This window comes from Actinomycetospora sp. NBC_00405 (assembly GCF_036044095.1).
GTDB lineage: Bacteria > Actinomycetota > Actinomycetes > Mycobacteriales > Pseudonocardiaceae > Actinomycetospora > Actinomycetospora callitridis.
Map to the genome: position 1 here is coordinate 4,434,784 of NZ_CP107938.1, position 14,582 is coordinate 4,449,365.

11 protein-coding genes are annotated in these 14,582 nt (G+C 75.2%); 10 read left to right on the forward strand and 1 reads right to left on the reverse strand.

The annotated features are described in order from the left end of the window. Window positions 1-30: 30 nt before the first annotated feature. From OG774_RS21870 to OG774_RS21915, 10 genes are all read left to right on the forward strand, one after another. Window positions 31-297, forward strand: coding sequence for a hypothetical protein (locus tag OG774_RS21870; protein WP_274188821.1), 267 nt, complete (start codon window positions 31-33; stop codon window positions 295-297). Continuing rightward, on the forward strand, window positions 294-1,505 hold the full coding sequence (locus OG774_RS21875; protein WP_328304307.1) for a hypothetical protein: 1,212 nt from the start codon (window positions 294-296) through the stop codon (window positions 1,503-1,505). Before OG774_RS21870 ends, OG774_RS21875 begins: the two co-directional genes overlap by 4 nt. A 61-nt stretch (window positions 1,506-1,566) precedes the next feature. Then, window positions 1,567-4,755, forward strand: coding sequence for an ATP-binding protein (locus tag OG774_RS21880; RefSeq protein ID WP_442874006.1), 3,189 nt, complete (start codon window positions 1,567-1,569; stop codon window positions 4,753-4,755). Beyond that, a complete protein-coding gene (locus OG774_RS21885; RefSeq protein ID WP_328304309.1) occupies window positions 4,752-6,749 on the forward strand; it encodes a hypothetical protein in 1,998 nt (665 codons plus the stop codon). The genes OG774_RS21880 and OG774_RS21885 overlap by 4 nt, the downstream gene beginning before the upstream one ends. Then, complete coding sequence (locus tag OG774_RS21890) at window positions 6,733-7,311, forward strand: hypothetical protein (RefSeq protein ID WP_328304311.1); 579 nt, start codon at window positions 6,733-6,735, stop codon at window positions 7,309-7,311. The genes OG774_RS21885 and OG774_RS21890 overlap by 17 nt, the downstream gene beginning before the upstream one ends. A gap of 99 nt (window positions 7,312-7,410) precedes the next feature. Further along, complete coding sequence (locus tag OG774_RS21895) at window positions 7,411-8,382, forward strand: C40 family peptidase (protein ID WP_442874007.1); 972 nt, start codon at window positions 7,411-7,413, stop codon at window positions 8,380-8,382. A gap of 187 nt (window positions 8,383-8,569) precedes the next feature. Next, window positions 8,570-10,423, forward strand: coding sequence for a molecular chaperone DnaK (gene dnaK / locus OG774_RS21900; RefSeq protein WP_328304315.1), 1,854 nt, complete (start codon window positions 8,570-8,572; stop codon window positions 10,421-10,423). A gap of 112 nt (window positions 10,424-10,535) precedes the next feature. After that, complete coding sequence (gene grpE / locus OG774_RS21905) at window positions 10,536-11,273, forward strand: nucleotide exchange factor GrpE (protein ID WP_328304317.1); 738 nt, start codon at window positions 10,536-10,538, stop codon at window positions 11,271-11,273. Between the two features lie 39 nt (window positions 11,274-11,312). Further along, window positions 11,313-12,572 (forward strand): DnaJ C-terminal domain-containing protein, encoded by a 1,260-nt coding sequence (locus OG774_RS21910; RefSeq protein WP_328304319.1) that lies wholly within the window; start codon window positions 11,313-11,315, stop codon window positions 12,570-12,572. A gap of 59 nt (window positions 12,573-12,631) precedes the next feature. Continuing rightward, entirely contained in the window at window positions 12,632-13,048 is a 417-nt protein-coding gene (locus tag OG774_RS21915) for a heat shock protein transcriptional repressor HspR (protein ID WP_328311084.1), read from the forward strand. Window positions 13,049-13,118: 70 nt separating this feature from the next. On the opposite strand, the gene OG774_RS21920 is transcribed toward OG774_RS21915, so the two are convergent. After that, a complete protein-coding gene (locus OG774_RS21920) occupies window positions 13,119-14,525 on the reverse strand; it encodes an FAD-binding oxidoreductase (RefSeq protein WP_328304321.1) in 1,407 nt (468 codons plus the stop codon). Window positions 14,526-14,582: the final 57 nt, after the last annotated feature.

Below are 14,582 nucleotides of genomic sequence, written 5' to 3' on the forward strand. Positions count from 1 at the left end.
ACCGATGAGCACGTCCGCAGGAGGACCGCCATGACCGTCACGTTCCTCGGCGCCGACCTGGTCGCGCAGGCCCCGGGGACCGGCGGGCTCCAGGGGTGGATCCAGGACAACATCGTCCCGCTGATCCTCCTGGGCATCGCGATCATCATGTTGTGGATCGGTGGTCGCGGTGACAACGCCGGCGTGGCCCGCCGTGCCATCGGCCTGATCATCGGCCTGATCGCGCTCGGCATCGCGCTCACCCCCGGTGCGGGGGCGCGCGTGGGCGCGTTCTTCGCCCAGCTCATCACGGGGTGACGCTGGTGCACATCCGCACCGACGACGACGTGTACCGCGTCGACGCCGTCTGGCTCGGCCCCCCGAGGGCGACGTTCCCCTGGCGTGCCCGCTACTCCGCGTACGGCGTGGGCCTGCTCGTCATGCTCGTCGTGATGTTCGTCCAGCGGCGCCTCGGCATCGACCTCGGCTTCTTCTCCGTCGCCTGGGCGCTCCTCATCACCGTCGCCGTGACGCGCTTCGTGTCGCGGCGCATCAACGACGAGCGCCCGCTCCTGGAGTGGCTGACGCTCTTCGTCCACGAGCTGCGCGGTCCGCGCGCCCGGGACCGCGTGATCGGTGGGGCCCTGACCACGGGCCACGTCACCGTGCGCCGCGACCGCCCGCGCCTCACCGGCGCTCCCACCGCCATCGCGCTGCCCCGCGGCAGCGACCGGTCGGAGCGCGTGGTCGCGTCGGAGGAACCCGCGGAGGCCGACGACTCCTGGGGCCCGCCGCCGCGGGACGACGAGTCGCCCCGCGAGCGGGCGGCCCACCCGGCCCGGCCCGCCGCGACCCACGAGCCGGCGGCCGCCGCGGCCCCGGCCACCGAGACCCCGGCCCCCGAGCCCGTCCCGCAGCAGCGGCGCCCCGCGTCCGCGCGGGCCGGCGAGCACCTGACGCCCGGCGTCGAGGACGCCGTCCCGTCCCACCGCCGCGCGACGCGCGCCGCGCACGAGCGCCGCACGCGGGCCCGGCGCCCCGGGCGGACCGCCGCCGTGTCGGACGCCGACTTCCGCCCTCCGTCCAGCGCGGACGTCGGGACCGCGGCCACCCCGAAGAAGGCCGAGCCGAAGAAGGCCACCCAGAAGAACGCCGTGCCGAAGAAGGCCGCCCCGAAGAAGGCCGCTCCCGAGAAGGAATCGCCCGCCCTGCCGCCTGCGGCCGACCGTCGTGCCGGCGACGCGTCGGTCGCGGCATGGACCGGCGCGGGCCGGGCCGGGCGCGAGGCCGTCCCGGTGCACCGGGGCACGACGGCGGCCGCCGACGCCGATCCCGACCGCACGCAGCGACGCCCCGCCCGTCCGCGGCGCCGTCCGGGCTGGCCGATGTCCAACGAGCCCTCCGGCTCGTCGGCACCCGACGCACCGTTCGGCCCGGGGGCGCGCGGCAGCGCGGGGCGCTCGGAGAGCGGGCGAGGGAGCGCGCGAGGGGGCGACCGAGGGGACAACGGTGCTGCGCCGCGGTAAGGCCCGGGGCCCGGCCGACGGCGAGCCCCGGCAACTCGAATCCGGCCACCGCAGCACGGGGCTGCGTCCCGCCACCGGCACGACGCACGGCGCCGGCCGGCGCGGACGCTCCCTGCTCGGCGAGTCGCCGGCCCGGGGCTACCGCTCCGCGATCGCCCTGCGCGCCATCGACGGCAACCTCGCGCGCACCGCGTCGAGCGTCACCGCCTGGTACCGGCTGGCCCCGCAGCCGTGGAGCTTCCGCAGCGACACGCAGCGCGAGACGCTGATCCGCCAGATCGCGACCCAGCTCGGTGAGCTGCAGGGCCGCTGGCTGCACGTCCGCGTCACGTCCCGGCCCTACCCCGTGGCGCTGTGGGCCGAGACGTTCGACCACAACGCGCCCGGCCGCCTGCCGGACGTCGCGGGCGCCCTGTCGTGGGAGGGCTTCCTCGAGGGCGAGCAGCGCCACCTCATGGGCCTGTCGATGTCCGACAAGGAGGTCTTCCTCGGCGTCGAGGTCTCGGGGCGCTCGGTGGTCGACCGCTGGCTCGAGGGGGCCGCCCCGCTCCTGGGCCGGCTGGTGCCCTCGGCGGCCACCGCGGAGCTCGCCGCGCTGGAGTCCGAGATCGCGCACGTCGAGGCGCTCGTGTCGCGGGCAGGGCTGGACGCCGTGCCGGCCACCGCCGAGGACATGGCGTGGCTGATGCACCGCTCGTGCTCGCTCGGGCTGCCCGCGCCCCGCACGGTGACGCCGACCTCGGGCGACCACTGGGAGACCGAGGACCTCGCGGCCTTCACCGACGGCGTCGCGCTGCACCAGGAGCCGTACGCCCCGACCGTGCAGGTCCTCGGACGGTTCGGCACGCAGCCGGTGCAGCGACACGTCGCGGTGCTCTCGGTGGGCCTGATGGACGGGCTGCGGATTCCCGAGGCCGACGACCCCTGGATGCAGCGCAGCGACCGGCTGCCGTTCCCCGTCGAGTGGTCCGCCCGCATCTACGTGCGCAAACCGGAGGAGGTCGCCGGCGAGCTGCAGCGCCAGATGGGCAAGGTGCGCAGCCAGATCCGGCACTACACGCACGACCACGACCTCGACCCGCCGATGTCGCTCTCGCGCCAGGCCGACCGGGTGCTGCAGATCGAGGACGAGCTCTCCGGCGGGCTCACGCAGCTCAACACCCGGGTCTACGGGTGGTGGCGCGTCGCGGTCTCGGGTCGCGACGAGGGCGAGGCGCTGACCCGCGCCCAGCAGGTGCTCGACCTCTACCGCCCGCGCGTGGCCATGGAGCACCCCGAGGCCCAGTACGCCTACGCCCGCGAGTTCATCCCCGGCGAGCCGCTGGCGTCGACGGCCTACCGGCGCCGGGGGTCGGTGACCTGGGTGGCGGCCGGCGTGCCGGCCGCCTCGGCGTCGGTGGGCGACCGGCGCGGGGTCATGATCGGCGAGACCTGCACGGCCACCCGCCGCCCGGTGGCGTGGGACCCGTGGATGGCCCAGGAGGTGCGCCGGGCCTCGGGTCTCACCGCGGTGGTGGGTGGCCTCGGCTCCGGTAAGTCGTTCCTCACCGGACTACTCGTCTACAAGACGTTGCGCGCCGGGGCCCGCTGGACCGTGCTCGACCCCTCCGGCCCTCTCGCGGAGCTGACCAAGCTCCCGGAGCTCGCGCCGTTCTCGCGGCACATCCACCTGCTCGGCGCCGACCCCGGCATCCTCAATCCCTACCGGGTGGTGGCCGAGCCCCGGCGCGACCACTTCCTCGACGAGGACGACCCCGACAAGGCCTGGCGCCGCGAGCGCTCGCTGGCCGCCGCGACCCGCCGGCGCCTCGTGCTCGACGTGCTCACCGGCCTGCTGCCCTTCGACGTGGCTCGCATGCCCCACACCCGGATCGTGCTGCTGCGCGCGGTGCGTGAGGTCGGCGGCGCCCCGGACCGCGACCCGGGCCAGGTCATCGCCGTGCTGCGCCGCCACGCGCGGGAGGGGGAGGAGCACGCCGACGTCGTCGCCGACTTCCTCGAGGAGCGCCGCGAGCTGCCCCAGGCCGCGCTGCTGTTCCCCGACGAGAACGCCGACCCGCGCGCCGACCCCTGGGTCGGCGAGGAGAACTACCGGCTCACCGTCCTGACGATGCAGGGCATGGCGCTGCCGCGCCCCGGGAGCCCGCGCGAGGAGTGGACGGACGGCGAGTCGCTCGCCGTCGAGCTGCTCAACCTGGCGTCCTGGCTGACGCAGCGCACGATCTACACCGCCGACCGGAACCTGCGGAAGGGCGTGGCGCTCGACGAGACCCACTTCCTGTCCCAGATCCCCACCGGCAAGGTGCTCATCGATCGCCTCGCCCGCGACTCCCGCAAGTTCAACGTCCGCGCGCTGTTCGCCTCGCAGCTCGCGGGTGACCTGCTGCGCGTGCCCGGGTTCGCGTCGCTGGTCAACGCGGTGTTCGTCGGCCGCACCGACGACGAGGAGGCCCAGGCCGAGGCGCTGCGGCTGCTCCGGGTGCCCACCGACGTCGGCTACGAGGAGATGCTCGGGACGCTGTCCCCGCGGCCCCGCCACGACGACCGCCCGGACGACACCCCGCGCCAGTTCGTCTTCGCCGACGGGCACGGTGGCGTCGAGAAGATCCGGATCGACCTCGAGGGCCCGCACCTCGAGCACCTGCGCGAGACCCTCGACACCAACCCGGACGCCCGCCGCGTCCGGCCGCTGCCGCCGGCTCCCGTCGAGTCGCCGGTCGGGTCGCCTGGCGAGCCCTCCGCCGGCTCGGCGCCGTCCGTCCGGCACGAGGCCGACGCGGAGCGCACCGGACCCGTGCCGGTCGTGCCCGCGGCCGGCCCGCCCCCCGCCGCACCCGCCCCGCCCGCCCCGCCCCGCCGCCCCGCGACGCCGCCGCCCGGCACCGCCCGGGTGAGCCCGGTGACGCCGTCGCGCGACCCGATGGTCGAGCGCACCGTCGTCGAGGGCACGGTGCTGGACGAGCGTCCGGACGGCCCGGAGGCCCTGCCGCCCGGGCTCGACGACCTCGTGCCCGACCTCGACGACGACCTGCCCGGACCGGCCGCAGAGAGCAGCGATGCCGGGCCCGCCGGCGACGACGACTGGGCCGACGCCTGGGTCATGGACGAGGGCCCGGCCACCGGGGACGCGGTCGGGGAGCTGGCGGACGACGCCACCGTGACGACGCCCGCCGACCGGAGCCCCGGGCGGCGGGACGCCCCCGACCCCGGCCCCTGGGTGGGCGCCGGGCGCCCGGGGGACCCGGGGTGACCCTCGTCGTCGCGATCCTCGCCGCCGCCCTCGTCGTGGGGTGGCGGCGGTCGCGGTGTGCGCGGGAGGAGCGGGACGGGCGTCCGAGCCGCGGTCGTCGCCGGGCGCTCGTCACCGTCGTCACGCTGGTCACGGGCCTGGTGCTCGTCGGGCTGCCCGCGTCGGCGGCCCCGCTGGACTGCAAGGCCGCCCCGGACCCCGACCGCCCGGGCACGGGTCTCGTCGGCTCGCTCGACCCCGCGCCCCTCGGGGTGGGCGCCCCGGGCAGCGTCTACGACGAGGTCGGGTACGCCGGGCAGGTCTGGTGGACCTACGACCTCGGCTGCGGCCCGGGCGCGGCCCGCGACCCCGCGGCGGCCACCGACACGTGGCTGGGCAATCAGTTCTTCAACCTCGCCAAGCTCGTCGTCGGCGGCGTCAACTGGTCGCACTACCTCATCGAGCAGGGCTCGGGGCTGCTCAGCCCGCTCGACGGGATCGTGCAGGCCGGCACGCAGGCGATGTACAGCGCGGTGTTCTCGACGTGGGTCGGCCTCGCGCTGATCGTGCTCGCGGCGATCCTGCTGGTGCTCGCGATGCGCGGCGACCTCTCGCGCCAGGCGCAGCGTGCCGGCATCGCGGTGATCGCCCTCGCGATCGCCGCCGCGGCCTACGCCGCCCCGGTGCGCTGGTCGAGCATGCTCGACGGGGTCCTGCTCGACGGCGTCACCGCGATGCAGCGGGGCTTCCTGGGCCAGGTCGGGGTGGGCGACGCCAACACCCTGCCCACGGTGCTCACCGACCAGATCGTCTACAACAACTGGCTGCGCGGGCAGTTCGGTTCCGCGGACGTGCCGCAGGCCCGCGACCTGGGCCGTGAGCTGCTGCGGGCGCAGACGTTCACCAAGCAGGAGGTCGCCGACGGCCAGGACGGGCAGGCCCAGGCGGACGCGAAGAAGCAGCAGTACACGGCCGTCGCCGACCGTGCGGGCGACCGCTACAGCTACTTCCAGGGCCGGCAGGGCTCGCGCACCGGCGCGGGCGTGCTCGCGCTGATCCAGGCCGTGTGCATCGGGCTGTTCCAGCTGATGAGCAAGCTGCTGATCCTCGTCTCGATGTTGATCATCAGGTTGCTCGTCATGGTCGCGCCCGCGCTCGCCCTGCTCGCGCTGCTCAAGCCCGAGGTGCTGCCCGCGACGCTGCGCGTCGGCGGCGCGGCGCTGGTCAACACGCTGCTCGTGGGGGCGATGGCGGGGCTGCACTCGCTGATGGTCATCGCGCTGTTCCGCCCCGGGGCCGGGGTCAACACCTGGCTCGCGCTGCTGGTCACCGGGGTGGTGACGGTGGTGATGTGGGCCCTCGCGCGGCCGTTCCGCCGCCTCGCGGCGATGGTCTCGCTGACCCGCGACCAGATGAGCGGCTTCCTCCCGCCCGCGGGAACCGGGGCGCTGTCGCGCTTCCTGCCGGGGTCGACGTCGCGCCAGGACGACTGGTGGACCGAACGGCGCGGCACGAGCGGCACCGGCGGCGACGGCTGGCGACCCGAGGGCAGCACCCCGGCGCGCACCGAGCCGGCGACCTCCGCCGGGGGTACCGACATCGTGGCGCCGGGGCCGTTGCGCGTCGACAGCGAGCGCGTCGGCCACACCCAGGAGCACGCCGCCGACCCCGCGGCGGCGCTGGCCGCCCGACGCGCCGCCCAGCGCGCGCTGCCCGGCGGCACGTCCACGGGGATGTCGGGCGGCGCGCCCCGCGGCGACCGCGACGCGACCCCGGCGCGCGCGGCCATCAGCGACGCCGACCGCAGCCTCTACCGCAGCGTGGCCGCCCGCAGCGACGACGCCGGGGGGCCCCGGCGGCCGGTGCAGGCCGAGCTCGTCGACGGCGCGCCGGTGTACCGGGTCTACCGCCCCAGCCGGCCGGTGGGGTCGGGCTCCGGCACTCGCTCCTCGCGGACCGCGCGCACCCCGCGCTCCTCCGCCGGCGAGGGAGGCGCGCGTGCCGATCCGGACTAGGCGGGGTCGTGCGGCGGCCTACCGGGCGCTCTGGGAATGGCCCCTGCACTCGCCCGCGCGCCTGTTCGCGGTCCTCGCGGTGCTCGTGGCCGTCGTCGTCGGTTTCTCCTACCTCGGCGGGGCGGCGAGCGGGCCGAGCACCCCGGGTCGCGCCCTCGGGCCGGCGTCGACCAGCGCCCCCGGTGCGGCGCCCGGCAGCGGCTCGGCGCCCGTCACGGAGCTGCGCCCCCGCAGCCTGCCGCTGAGCGACGCCCCGCCGGTGGCGCTGGCCGTCGCGGAACGCTGGACGCGGGCGTGGGCGACGCACCCGCCGGGCACCACGCCCGCGCAGTGGACCGCCGGCCTCGCCCCGTTCACCACCGACGAGTACCTCGCGACCCTCGCCGATGTCGACCCCGCGAACGTGCCCGGCACCCGCGTCACCGGGCCGCCGCAGGCCGTGGAGGTCCGCCCCGAGGCCGTCCGCGTGCAGGTGCCCACCGACGCGGTGCGCCTGGAGCTGCTGATGGTGCAGGTCGCGCCGGGTGACTGGCGCGTGTCCGGCTACGACCGGGCGTCCTAGGCGCCACGCGTGATCACCCCGCCCCGGCTCCCGCCCCGCCTGCGCTTCCTGCGCCTGCTGCTGCCCGTCGCGGCCCTGGCGGGCTTCCTCGTCGTCGTGATGGCCGCGGGGCTGCTCGTGGTCGGGCAGTTCGTGGGCGGCGGCGAGGAGGGTGAGGAGGCCACGACGTGCGAGGCGGGGACGGGCGCGCCGCCGTCGGCGGACGTCCCGCAGACCTCCGCCGAGCTCGACGCGGTGCAGCGCCAGACCGCGGCCACGATCATCGGCGTCGCCAAGGGGATGGCGATCCCGCCGCGGGGCTGGGTGGTCGCCCTGGCCACGGCGATGCAGGAGTCGCAGATGGGCACCGTCGGCATGGACGTCGCGGTGGACCACGACTCGCTCGGCGTGTTCCAGCAACGGCCCAGCCAGGGCTGGGGGTCGCCGGAGCAGGTGCGCGACCCCGTCTACGCCACCCGCACGTTCCTCGAGCGCCTGCTCACCGTGCCCGGCTGGGACACGATGCCCGTGACGCGCGCGGCGCAGATCGTGCAGCGCTCGGCGTTCCCCAACGCCTACGCCAAGTGGGAGTCGCTGGCGAACAGCCTGGTCACCGACCTCGCGGGAGTGACCGGCGCGATCCAGGAGTGCGTGCCCGCGGCCCAGGCGGGTCCGGGGCCCGCGGCCGCCCTCCCGCCCGGGATCGCGCGCACGGCGATCGAGTTCGCCACGGCCGAGACCGGCAAGCCCTACGTCTGGGGCGCGACCGGGCCGAGCAGCTACGACTGCTCCGGGCTGATGCTGCGCGCCTACGAGCGCGCCGGGATCGTGCTGCCGCGCGTCTCCCGGGACCAGTACAACGCCGGCGCGCACGTGGCCGTCGAGCAGGCCCAGCCGGGCGATCTGCTCTTCTGGGCCTACGACCAGTCGGACCCCGACACGATCCACCACGTGGCGATGTACCTCGGCAACGGGCAGATGATGGAGGCCCAGCAGACCGGCGTGCCGCTGGGCACCCGCGAGGTGACGTGGGACGAGGGCGAGCTCCTGCCCCTCGCGACGCGCCCGGGCACCGGCTCGGAGCGGGCCTGACCGGGCCTGACAAGGTCTTCCCGACGAAGTTGAGCGTGTCGGGAACAAGTCCGTGCGATGCTCCGTTGGTCGGGATGACACACTTGAGCGCGACGGACTCAGGTCCGGTTTGCGTGACACGGCATCCGGGACATACTTGAGCACAGAGCACTCAATGACATCCCCGGTCTCGAGAGGAGACGTCAGCATGGCGCGAGCGGTCGGCATCGACCTCGGCACGACCAACTCGGTGGTGGCCGTCCTGGAAGGCGGCGAGCCGACGGTCATCGCGAACTCCGAGGGAAGCCGCACCACCCCGTCGGTGGTCGCGTTCGCCCGGAACGGCGACGTCCTGGTGGGCCAGTCGGCCAAGAACCAGGCGGTGACCAACATCGATCGGACGATTCGGTCGGTCAAGCGGCACATGGGCACCGACTGGGCCGTCGAGATCGACGACAAGAAGTACACGGCGCAGGAGATCAGCGCCCGCACGCTGCAGAAGCTCAAGCGCGACGCCGAGGCCTACCTGGGCGAGGAGGTCACCGACGCGGTGATCACCGTCCCGGCCTACTTCGAGGACGCGCAGCGCCAGGCCACCAAGGAGGCCGGCCAGATCGCGGGCCTCAACGTCCTGCGCATCGTCAACGAGCCGACCGCGGCGGCCCTGGCCTACGGCCTGGAGAAGGGCGAGACCGAGCAGACCATCCTGGTGTTCGACCTGGGTGGCGGCACGTTCGACGTGTCCCTGCTCGAGATCGGCGACGGCGTCGTCGAGGTGAAGGCCACCAACGGTGAGAACCACCTCGGTGGCGACGACTGGGACGAGCGGATCATGACCTGGCTGGTCGACCGCTTCAAGAGCTCCCAGGGCATCGACCTGTCCAAGGACAAGATGGCGATGCAGCGTCTCCGCGAGGCCGCGGAGAAGGCAAAGATCGAGCTCTCCAGCTCCTCCAGCGCCAGCATCAACCTGCCCTACATCACGGTCGACGCCGAGAAGAACCCGCTGTTCCTGGACGAGACGCTCTCGCGCGCCGAGTTCCAGCGGATCACCTCGGACCTGCTCGAGCGCTGCCGCAAGCCGTTCAACCAGGTGGTCAAGGACGCGGGCATCTCCGTGGGCCAGATCAGCCACGTGGTGCTCGTCGGCGGCTCGACCCGCATGCCCGCGGTGCACGACCTGGTGAAGGAGCTCACCGGCGGCAAGGAGCCCAACAAGGGCGTCAACCCCGACGAGGTCGTCGCCGTCGGCGCCACGCTGCAGGCCGGCGTGCTGCGCGGTGACGTCAAGGACGTCCTGCTCCTCGACGTCACGCCGCTGTCCCTCGGCATCGAGACCAAGGGCGGCGTCATGACCAAGCTGATCGAGAAGAACACGACGATCCCGACCAAGAAGTCCGAGGTCTTCACGACGGCGGAGAACAACCAGCCGTCGGTGCAGATCCAGGTCTTCCAGGGCGAGCGTGAGATCGCGGCCTACAACAAGAAGCTCGGCATGTTCGAGCTCACCGACCTGCCGCCCGCCCCGCAGGGCGTGCCGCAGATCGAGGTCAGCTTCGACATCGACGCCAACGGCATCGTCAACGTCTCGGCCGTCGACAAGGGCACCGGCAAGTCCCAGCAGATGACCATCACCGGCGGTTCGGCCCTCTCGAAGGAAGAGATCGACCGGATGGTCTCGGACGCCGAGGCCCACGCCGACGAGGACCGCCAGCGCCGCGAGGCCGCGGAGGCCCGCAACCAGGCGGAGACGCTGGTCTACCAGACCGAGAAGTTCATCTCCGAGAACGACGACAAGCTGCCGTCGGACATCAAGGAGAAGGTCCAGGCCGCCGTCGGCGAGCTGAAGACCGCCCTCGAGGGTGACGACACCGAGGCGATCAAGGCCGCCTCGGAGAAGGTCGCCACCGAGTCCCAGCAGCTCGGCCAGGCCCTCTACGCCCAGCAGCAGTCCGAGGGCGGCGCCGCAGGTGCCGCCGGGGCTGCCGGCGACGCGGGCCCGGCCGACGGGGCCGACGACGTGGTCGACGCGGAGATCGTCGACGACGACAAGAAGGAGTGACCCGACCGGCGGGGCCGCAGGCTTCCTGTGGCCCCGCCGGTTCCGGCACGTTCTCCCCCCATCGTTCTCACCCCGGCGCCGCGGCGCCGGGGACCCTCTCGAGGAGGTCACAGTGCAGGATCCGGTCGTCGGGCAGGACGCCACCGACTCCAGTGTCGGCGGGGTGCCCACCTCCGGTCAGGACGCGCCCGCCGGTACGCCGCAGGGCGACGGCGGCACGGACGACGCCGCGACGCCCGCTCCCGGGGCCCTCGACGGGCTCGCCGGTGAGGCGCGGGCGGCCCAGGCCGCCGCGGACGCCAGCGCGTCGGACGCCACGTCGGGCGGGACCGCGACCTCGGGCGAGGCTGCCGAGGGCGCCGACCCGGAGCTCGAGCGTGTGCGCGGCGAGCTCGCCGAGCGCACCGCCGACCTCCAGCGCGTCTCGGCCGAGTTCACCAACTTCCGCCGGCGCACCGAGCGCGAGCGCGAGTCGACCGTGGCGTCGGCGAAGGCGTCCGTGGCCGGCGAGCTGCTCACGGTGCTCGACGACGTCGAGCGCGCCGCGAGCCACGGCGACCTGACCGGCCCGTTCAAGGTCGTCGCCGACCGTCTCACCGAGACGCTGCAGCGCGCGGGCCTGACCCCCTTCGGCGCCGAGGGCGACACGTTCGACCCGTCGGTGCACGAGGCCGTCGCCCACGACACCTCCCCGGACGTCTCGGGCCCGACCGTCACCACGGTGATGCGCCGCGGCTACCGCTTCGGCGACCGCGTGCTGCGCGCCGCGATGGTCGCGGTCACCGACTCCGACGGCACCGCGCCCGCCACCGACACCACGTCGGAGCCCGCGGACGCCGGCACCTCCTGATCACCACACCCCCGGCCCCGCGGAAGGAGCAGTTCCGACATGAGCGCCCGTGACTGGGTCGAGAAGGACTACTACCGCGAGCTGGGTGTGGCCAAGGACGCCTCCGCCGACGACGTCAAGAAGGCCTACCGCAAGATCGCGCGGGAGAACCACCCCGACGCGAAGCCCGGCGACACGAAGGCCGAGGCCCGCTTCAAGGCGGCGGGCGAGGCCTACGGCGTGCTCTCCGACCCGGAGAAGCGCCAGCAGTACGACGAGGCGCGCACGATGTTCTCGGGCGGGCGCTTCGGCGGGTTCGGCGGCGGCCGTGGCGCCGGGGCCGGGGCGGGCGCCGGTGGCACCGGGTTCTCGGGCGGCTTCGACGTCGGCGACCTCTTCGGCGGCGGGGGAGCCCGTGCGGGCCAGCCCGGTGCAGGCGGTCTCGGCGACCTGCTCGGCGGGCTGTTCGGTGGCGGTGCCGGCACCACCACCGGGCCGACGCCCGGCATGGGCGGCACCCGTCCGCGCGAGCAGCGCGGCGCGGACGTCGAGACCGACGTGCGCATCGACTTCGCCGAGGCGGTCGGCGGCACCACCCTGCCGCTGCGCCTGGCCTCGCCGACGCGCTGCACGAACTGCGGCGGCAACGGCGCCAAGCCCGGCACCAGCCCCCGCACGTGTCTGACCTGCGGCGGCGCCGGTGTGGTCTCGCGCAGCCAGGGCGCGTTCGCGTTCAGCGAGCCGTGCCGCGACTGCTCGGGCACCGGGTCGATCGTCGACGAGCCGTGCCCCGAGTGCGGCGGCGACGGCGTGAGCACCCGCTCGCGCACCCTCACCGTGCGGATCCCGCCGGGCGTCGACGACGGCCAGCGCATCCGCCTCGCCGGTCAGGGGCAGCCCGGCAGTCGGGGTGGCCCGCCCGGCGACCTGTTCGTCGTCGTGCACGTCAACTCCGACGATCTGTTCGGGCGCTCGGAGCGCAACGCCGACGACCTGACGCTCACCGTGCCGGTGACGTTCCCCGAGCTCGTCGACGGCACGACGATCACCGTGCCCACCATGGACGGCAAGGTCTCGCTCAAGGTCCCCGCGGGGAGCTCCAGCGGACGGACGTTGCGGGTCCGCGGGCGCGGGGTGCACCGTAAGGACGGGCGCACCGGCGACCTGCTGGTCACCGTCGAGCTCGCGGTGCCGAGCCGTCTGAGCTCCGCGGCGCGCCAGGCCCTCGACGCCTACGTCGAGGCGACGGCGGACCACGACCCGCGGGCCGACCTCACGCGGCGCGCCGAGGCCGCTGCCCGGAGGGAGACCGCGTCATGAGCGGCAAGGGCGGGGCCGACGAGCGCGGGCCGTGGCCGGCCCCGCTCGGCGCCCCGTCCATGCCCGCCCTCCCGACGTGGGCCGACGAGGACACCCCCGTCTTCGTCATCTCCGTCGCGGCGCAGATCGCCGGAATGCACGCGCAGACCCTGCGCAGCTACGACCGCATCGGTCTCGTCAGCCCGGGCCGCGCCAGCGGCGGCGGGCGGCGCTACTCGGTGCGCGACATCGCCGTGCTCCGTGAGGTCCAGCGGCTCTCGCAGGAGGACGGCGTCAACCTCGCCGGCATCAAGCGGATCATCGAGCTCGAGCGCGAGGTCGGCGCGCTGACCGACCGTCTCGCCGAGGTCACCGAGGAGCTGGCCCGCTGGCGCGCCGCCGCGGAGCAGGCCCCGTCCCGCGGCGACCGGCTGCCGGCCCGGCGCACCCAGTCGGTGGTCGTCTGGCAACCGGGCCCGCGCCATCGGCACGAGTGATCGACCCCGGCCGGGAGGCGGTGGGCAGCGCGAGGAACAAGGCGCTGACGGCCGCACTTTCCGGCGGCGACTACTGGGTGAACGGGTCGTACGCGATGCGATCGAGCGGCACGCCGTCGACGAGCAGCGCCTGGGCCGTCGCGCGGATCATCCCCGGGGAGCCGGAGAGCAGCACGTCGTGGGACGACCAGTCGCCGGAGCGCACCACGGCGTCCGGCAGCGTCCCCGGCAGCGTCTCGGGGTCGAGCGGGTCGTCCTCGCAGACGGGGGCGACCGCCAACCAGGGGTGTGCCTCGGCGAGGGCCCGCAGGCGGTCGAGCACGACGAGGTCGTCGGGCACCCGTCCGCCCAGGAACACCGTGCACGGGCGGGGTCGCGCCCACCGGGCCATGTCCTCGCAGAGAGCAAGCACGGGCGCGCCGCCGGTGCCGCCGGCGACCATGAGCACCTCGCGCTCGCTGCGCGGGTCGAGCCCGAGCCGCCCGGACGCCGGACCGAGGCGCCAGCGGTCGCCCGTCGCCGTGTGCGCGACCATCGCCCGGCTCACCCAACCGCCCTCGACGGCGCGGACGTGGAACTCCAGCAGGCCGTCCGGCCGGGGTGCGGTCACCGGGCTGAGCGTGCGCCACATCCGCGGGCGCTGCGGGATCTCGACGGTCAGGGACTGCCCGGCGCGGTACGGCACGGGCCGGTCGGGCGCGACGTGCAGCACCGCGAGGTCCCAGCCCACGCGCCGGTGGCCCACGACCGTGGCCTCGGCCAGGGCGGGCGCCCCGTCGTTCCCGGCGGCGCGCGCCGCGTCCTCCATCGGGCCCGCGGCCAGCGAGAACGCCCGCACCCAGGCGTGCTCGGCCGCGTCGTCCCAGGTGGCGCCGCCGAAGCGCCGCATCGCGCCGATCAGGGCGACGCCGAGCGTCTCGTACTGCCCGGCGCGCAGGCCCAGCGCGCGGTGCTCGCGCACCAGCGGCTCGAGCAGCGCGGCGAGGTCGGCGGGACGGTCGACGGTGCTCATCGCCAGCACGAGCGAGCGCAGCAGCCGGCGCGCAGGCTCGGTGATCCGGGCGGGGAACAGCGCCCGCGACCCGGGGTCGAGGCTGAACAGCAGCGCCGCGAACCAGTCGGCGAGCTCGTCGACCTGCGGCCCGACCTCCTCCCACGCCTCGCGGACCCGGCGCGCGGCGTCCGCCTCGGGGGTCGGGGGCGCAGGACGGGACGCGCGAGGTGCGGGCGCGGGCGGTGTGGGAGCGGGCGGTGCGGCGACCGACGCGACGCTCGGCGCCGGGCCGTCGACCGGGTCAGGCGCGGCGTGCCGTCCCGGACGCACCATCGGCGCGGTCGGCGGGGCCGGGACGGGACGGACCGTGGCGAGGCGCCGGGGTCCGGGCCGGACGGTCGGCGAGGGGCGGAGAAGCGGGGAGGGGGGAGGCGCGAGGGCAGGGTCGGCCGGACCGTCGCCCGGCAGCGGCTCCGCGGACATGCCCCCTACCTCTCCCCAGCCCCCCATCGCGCGGCCCCCGTCGTACGACCGGGCCCC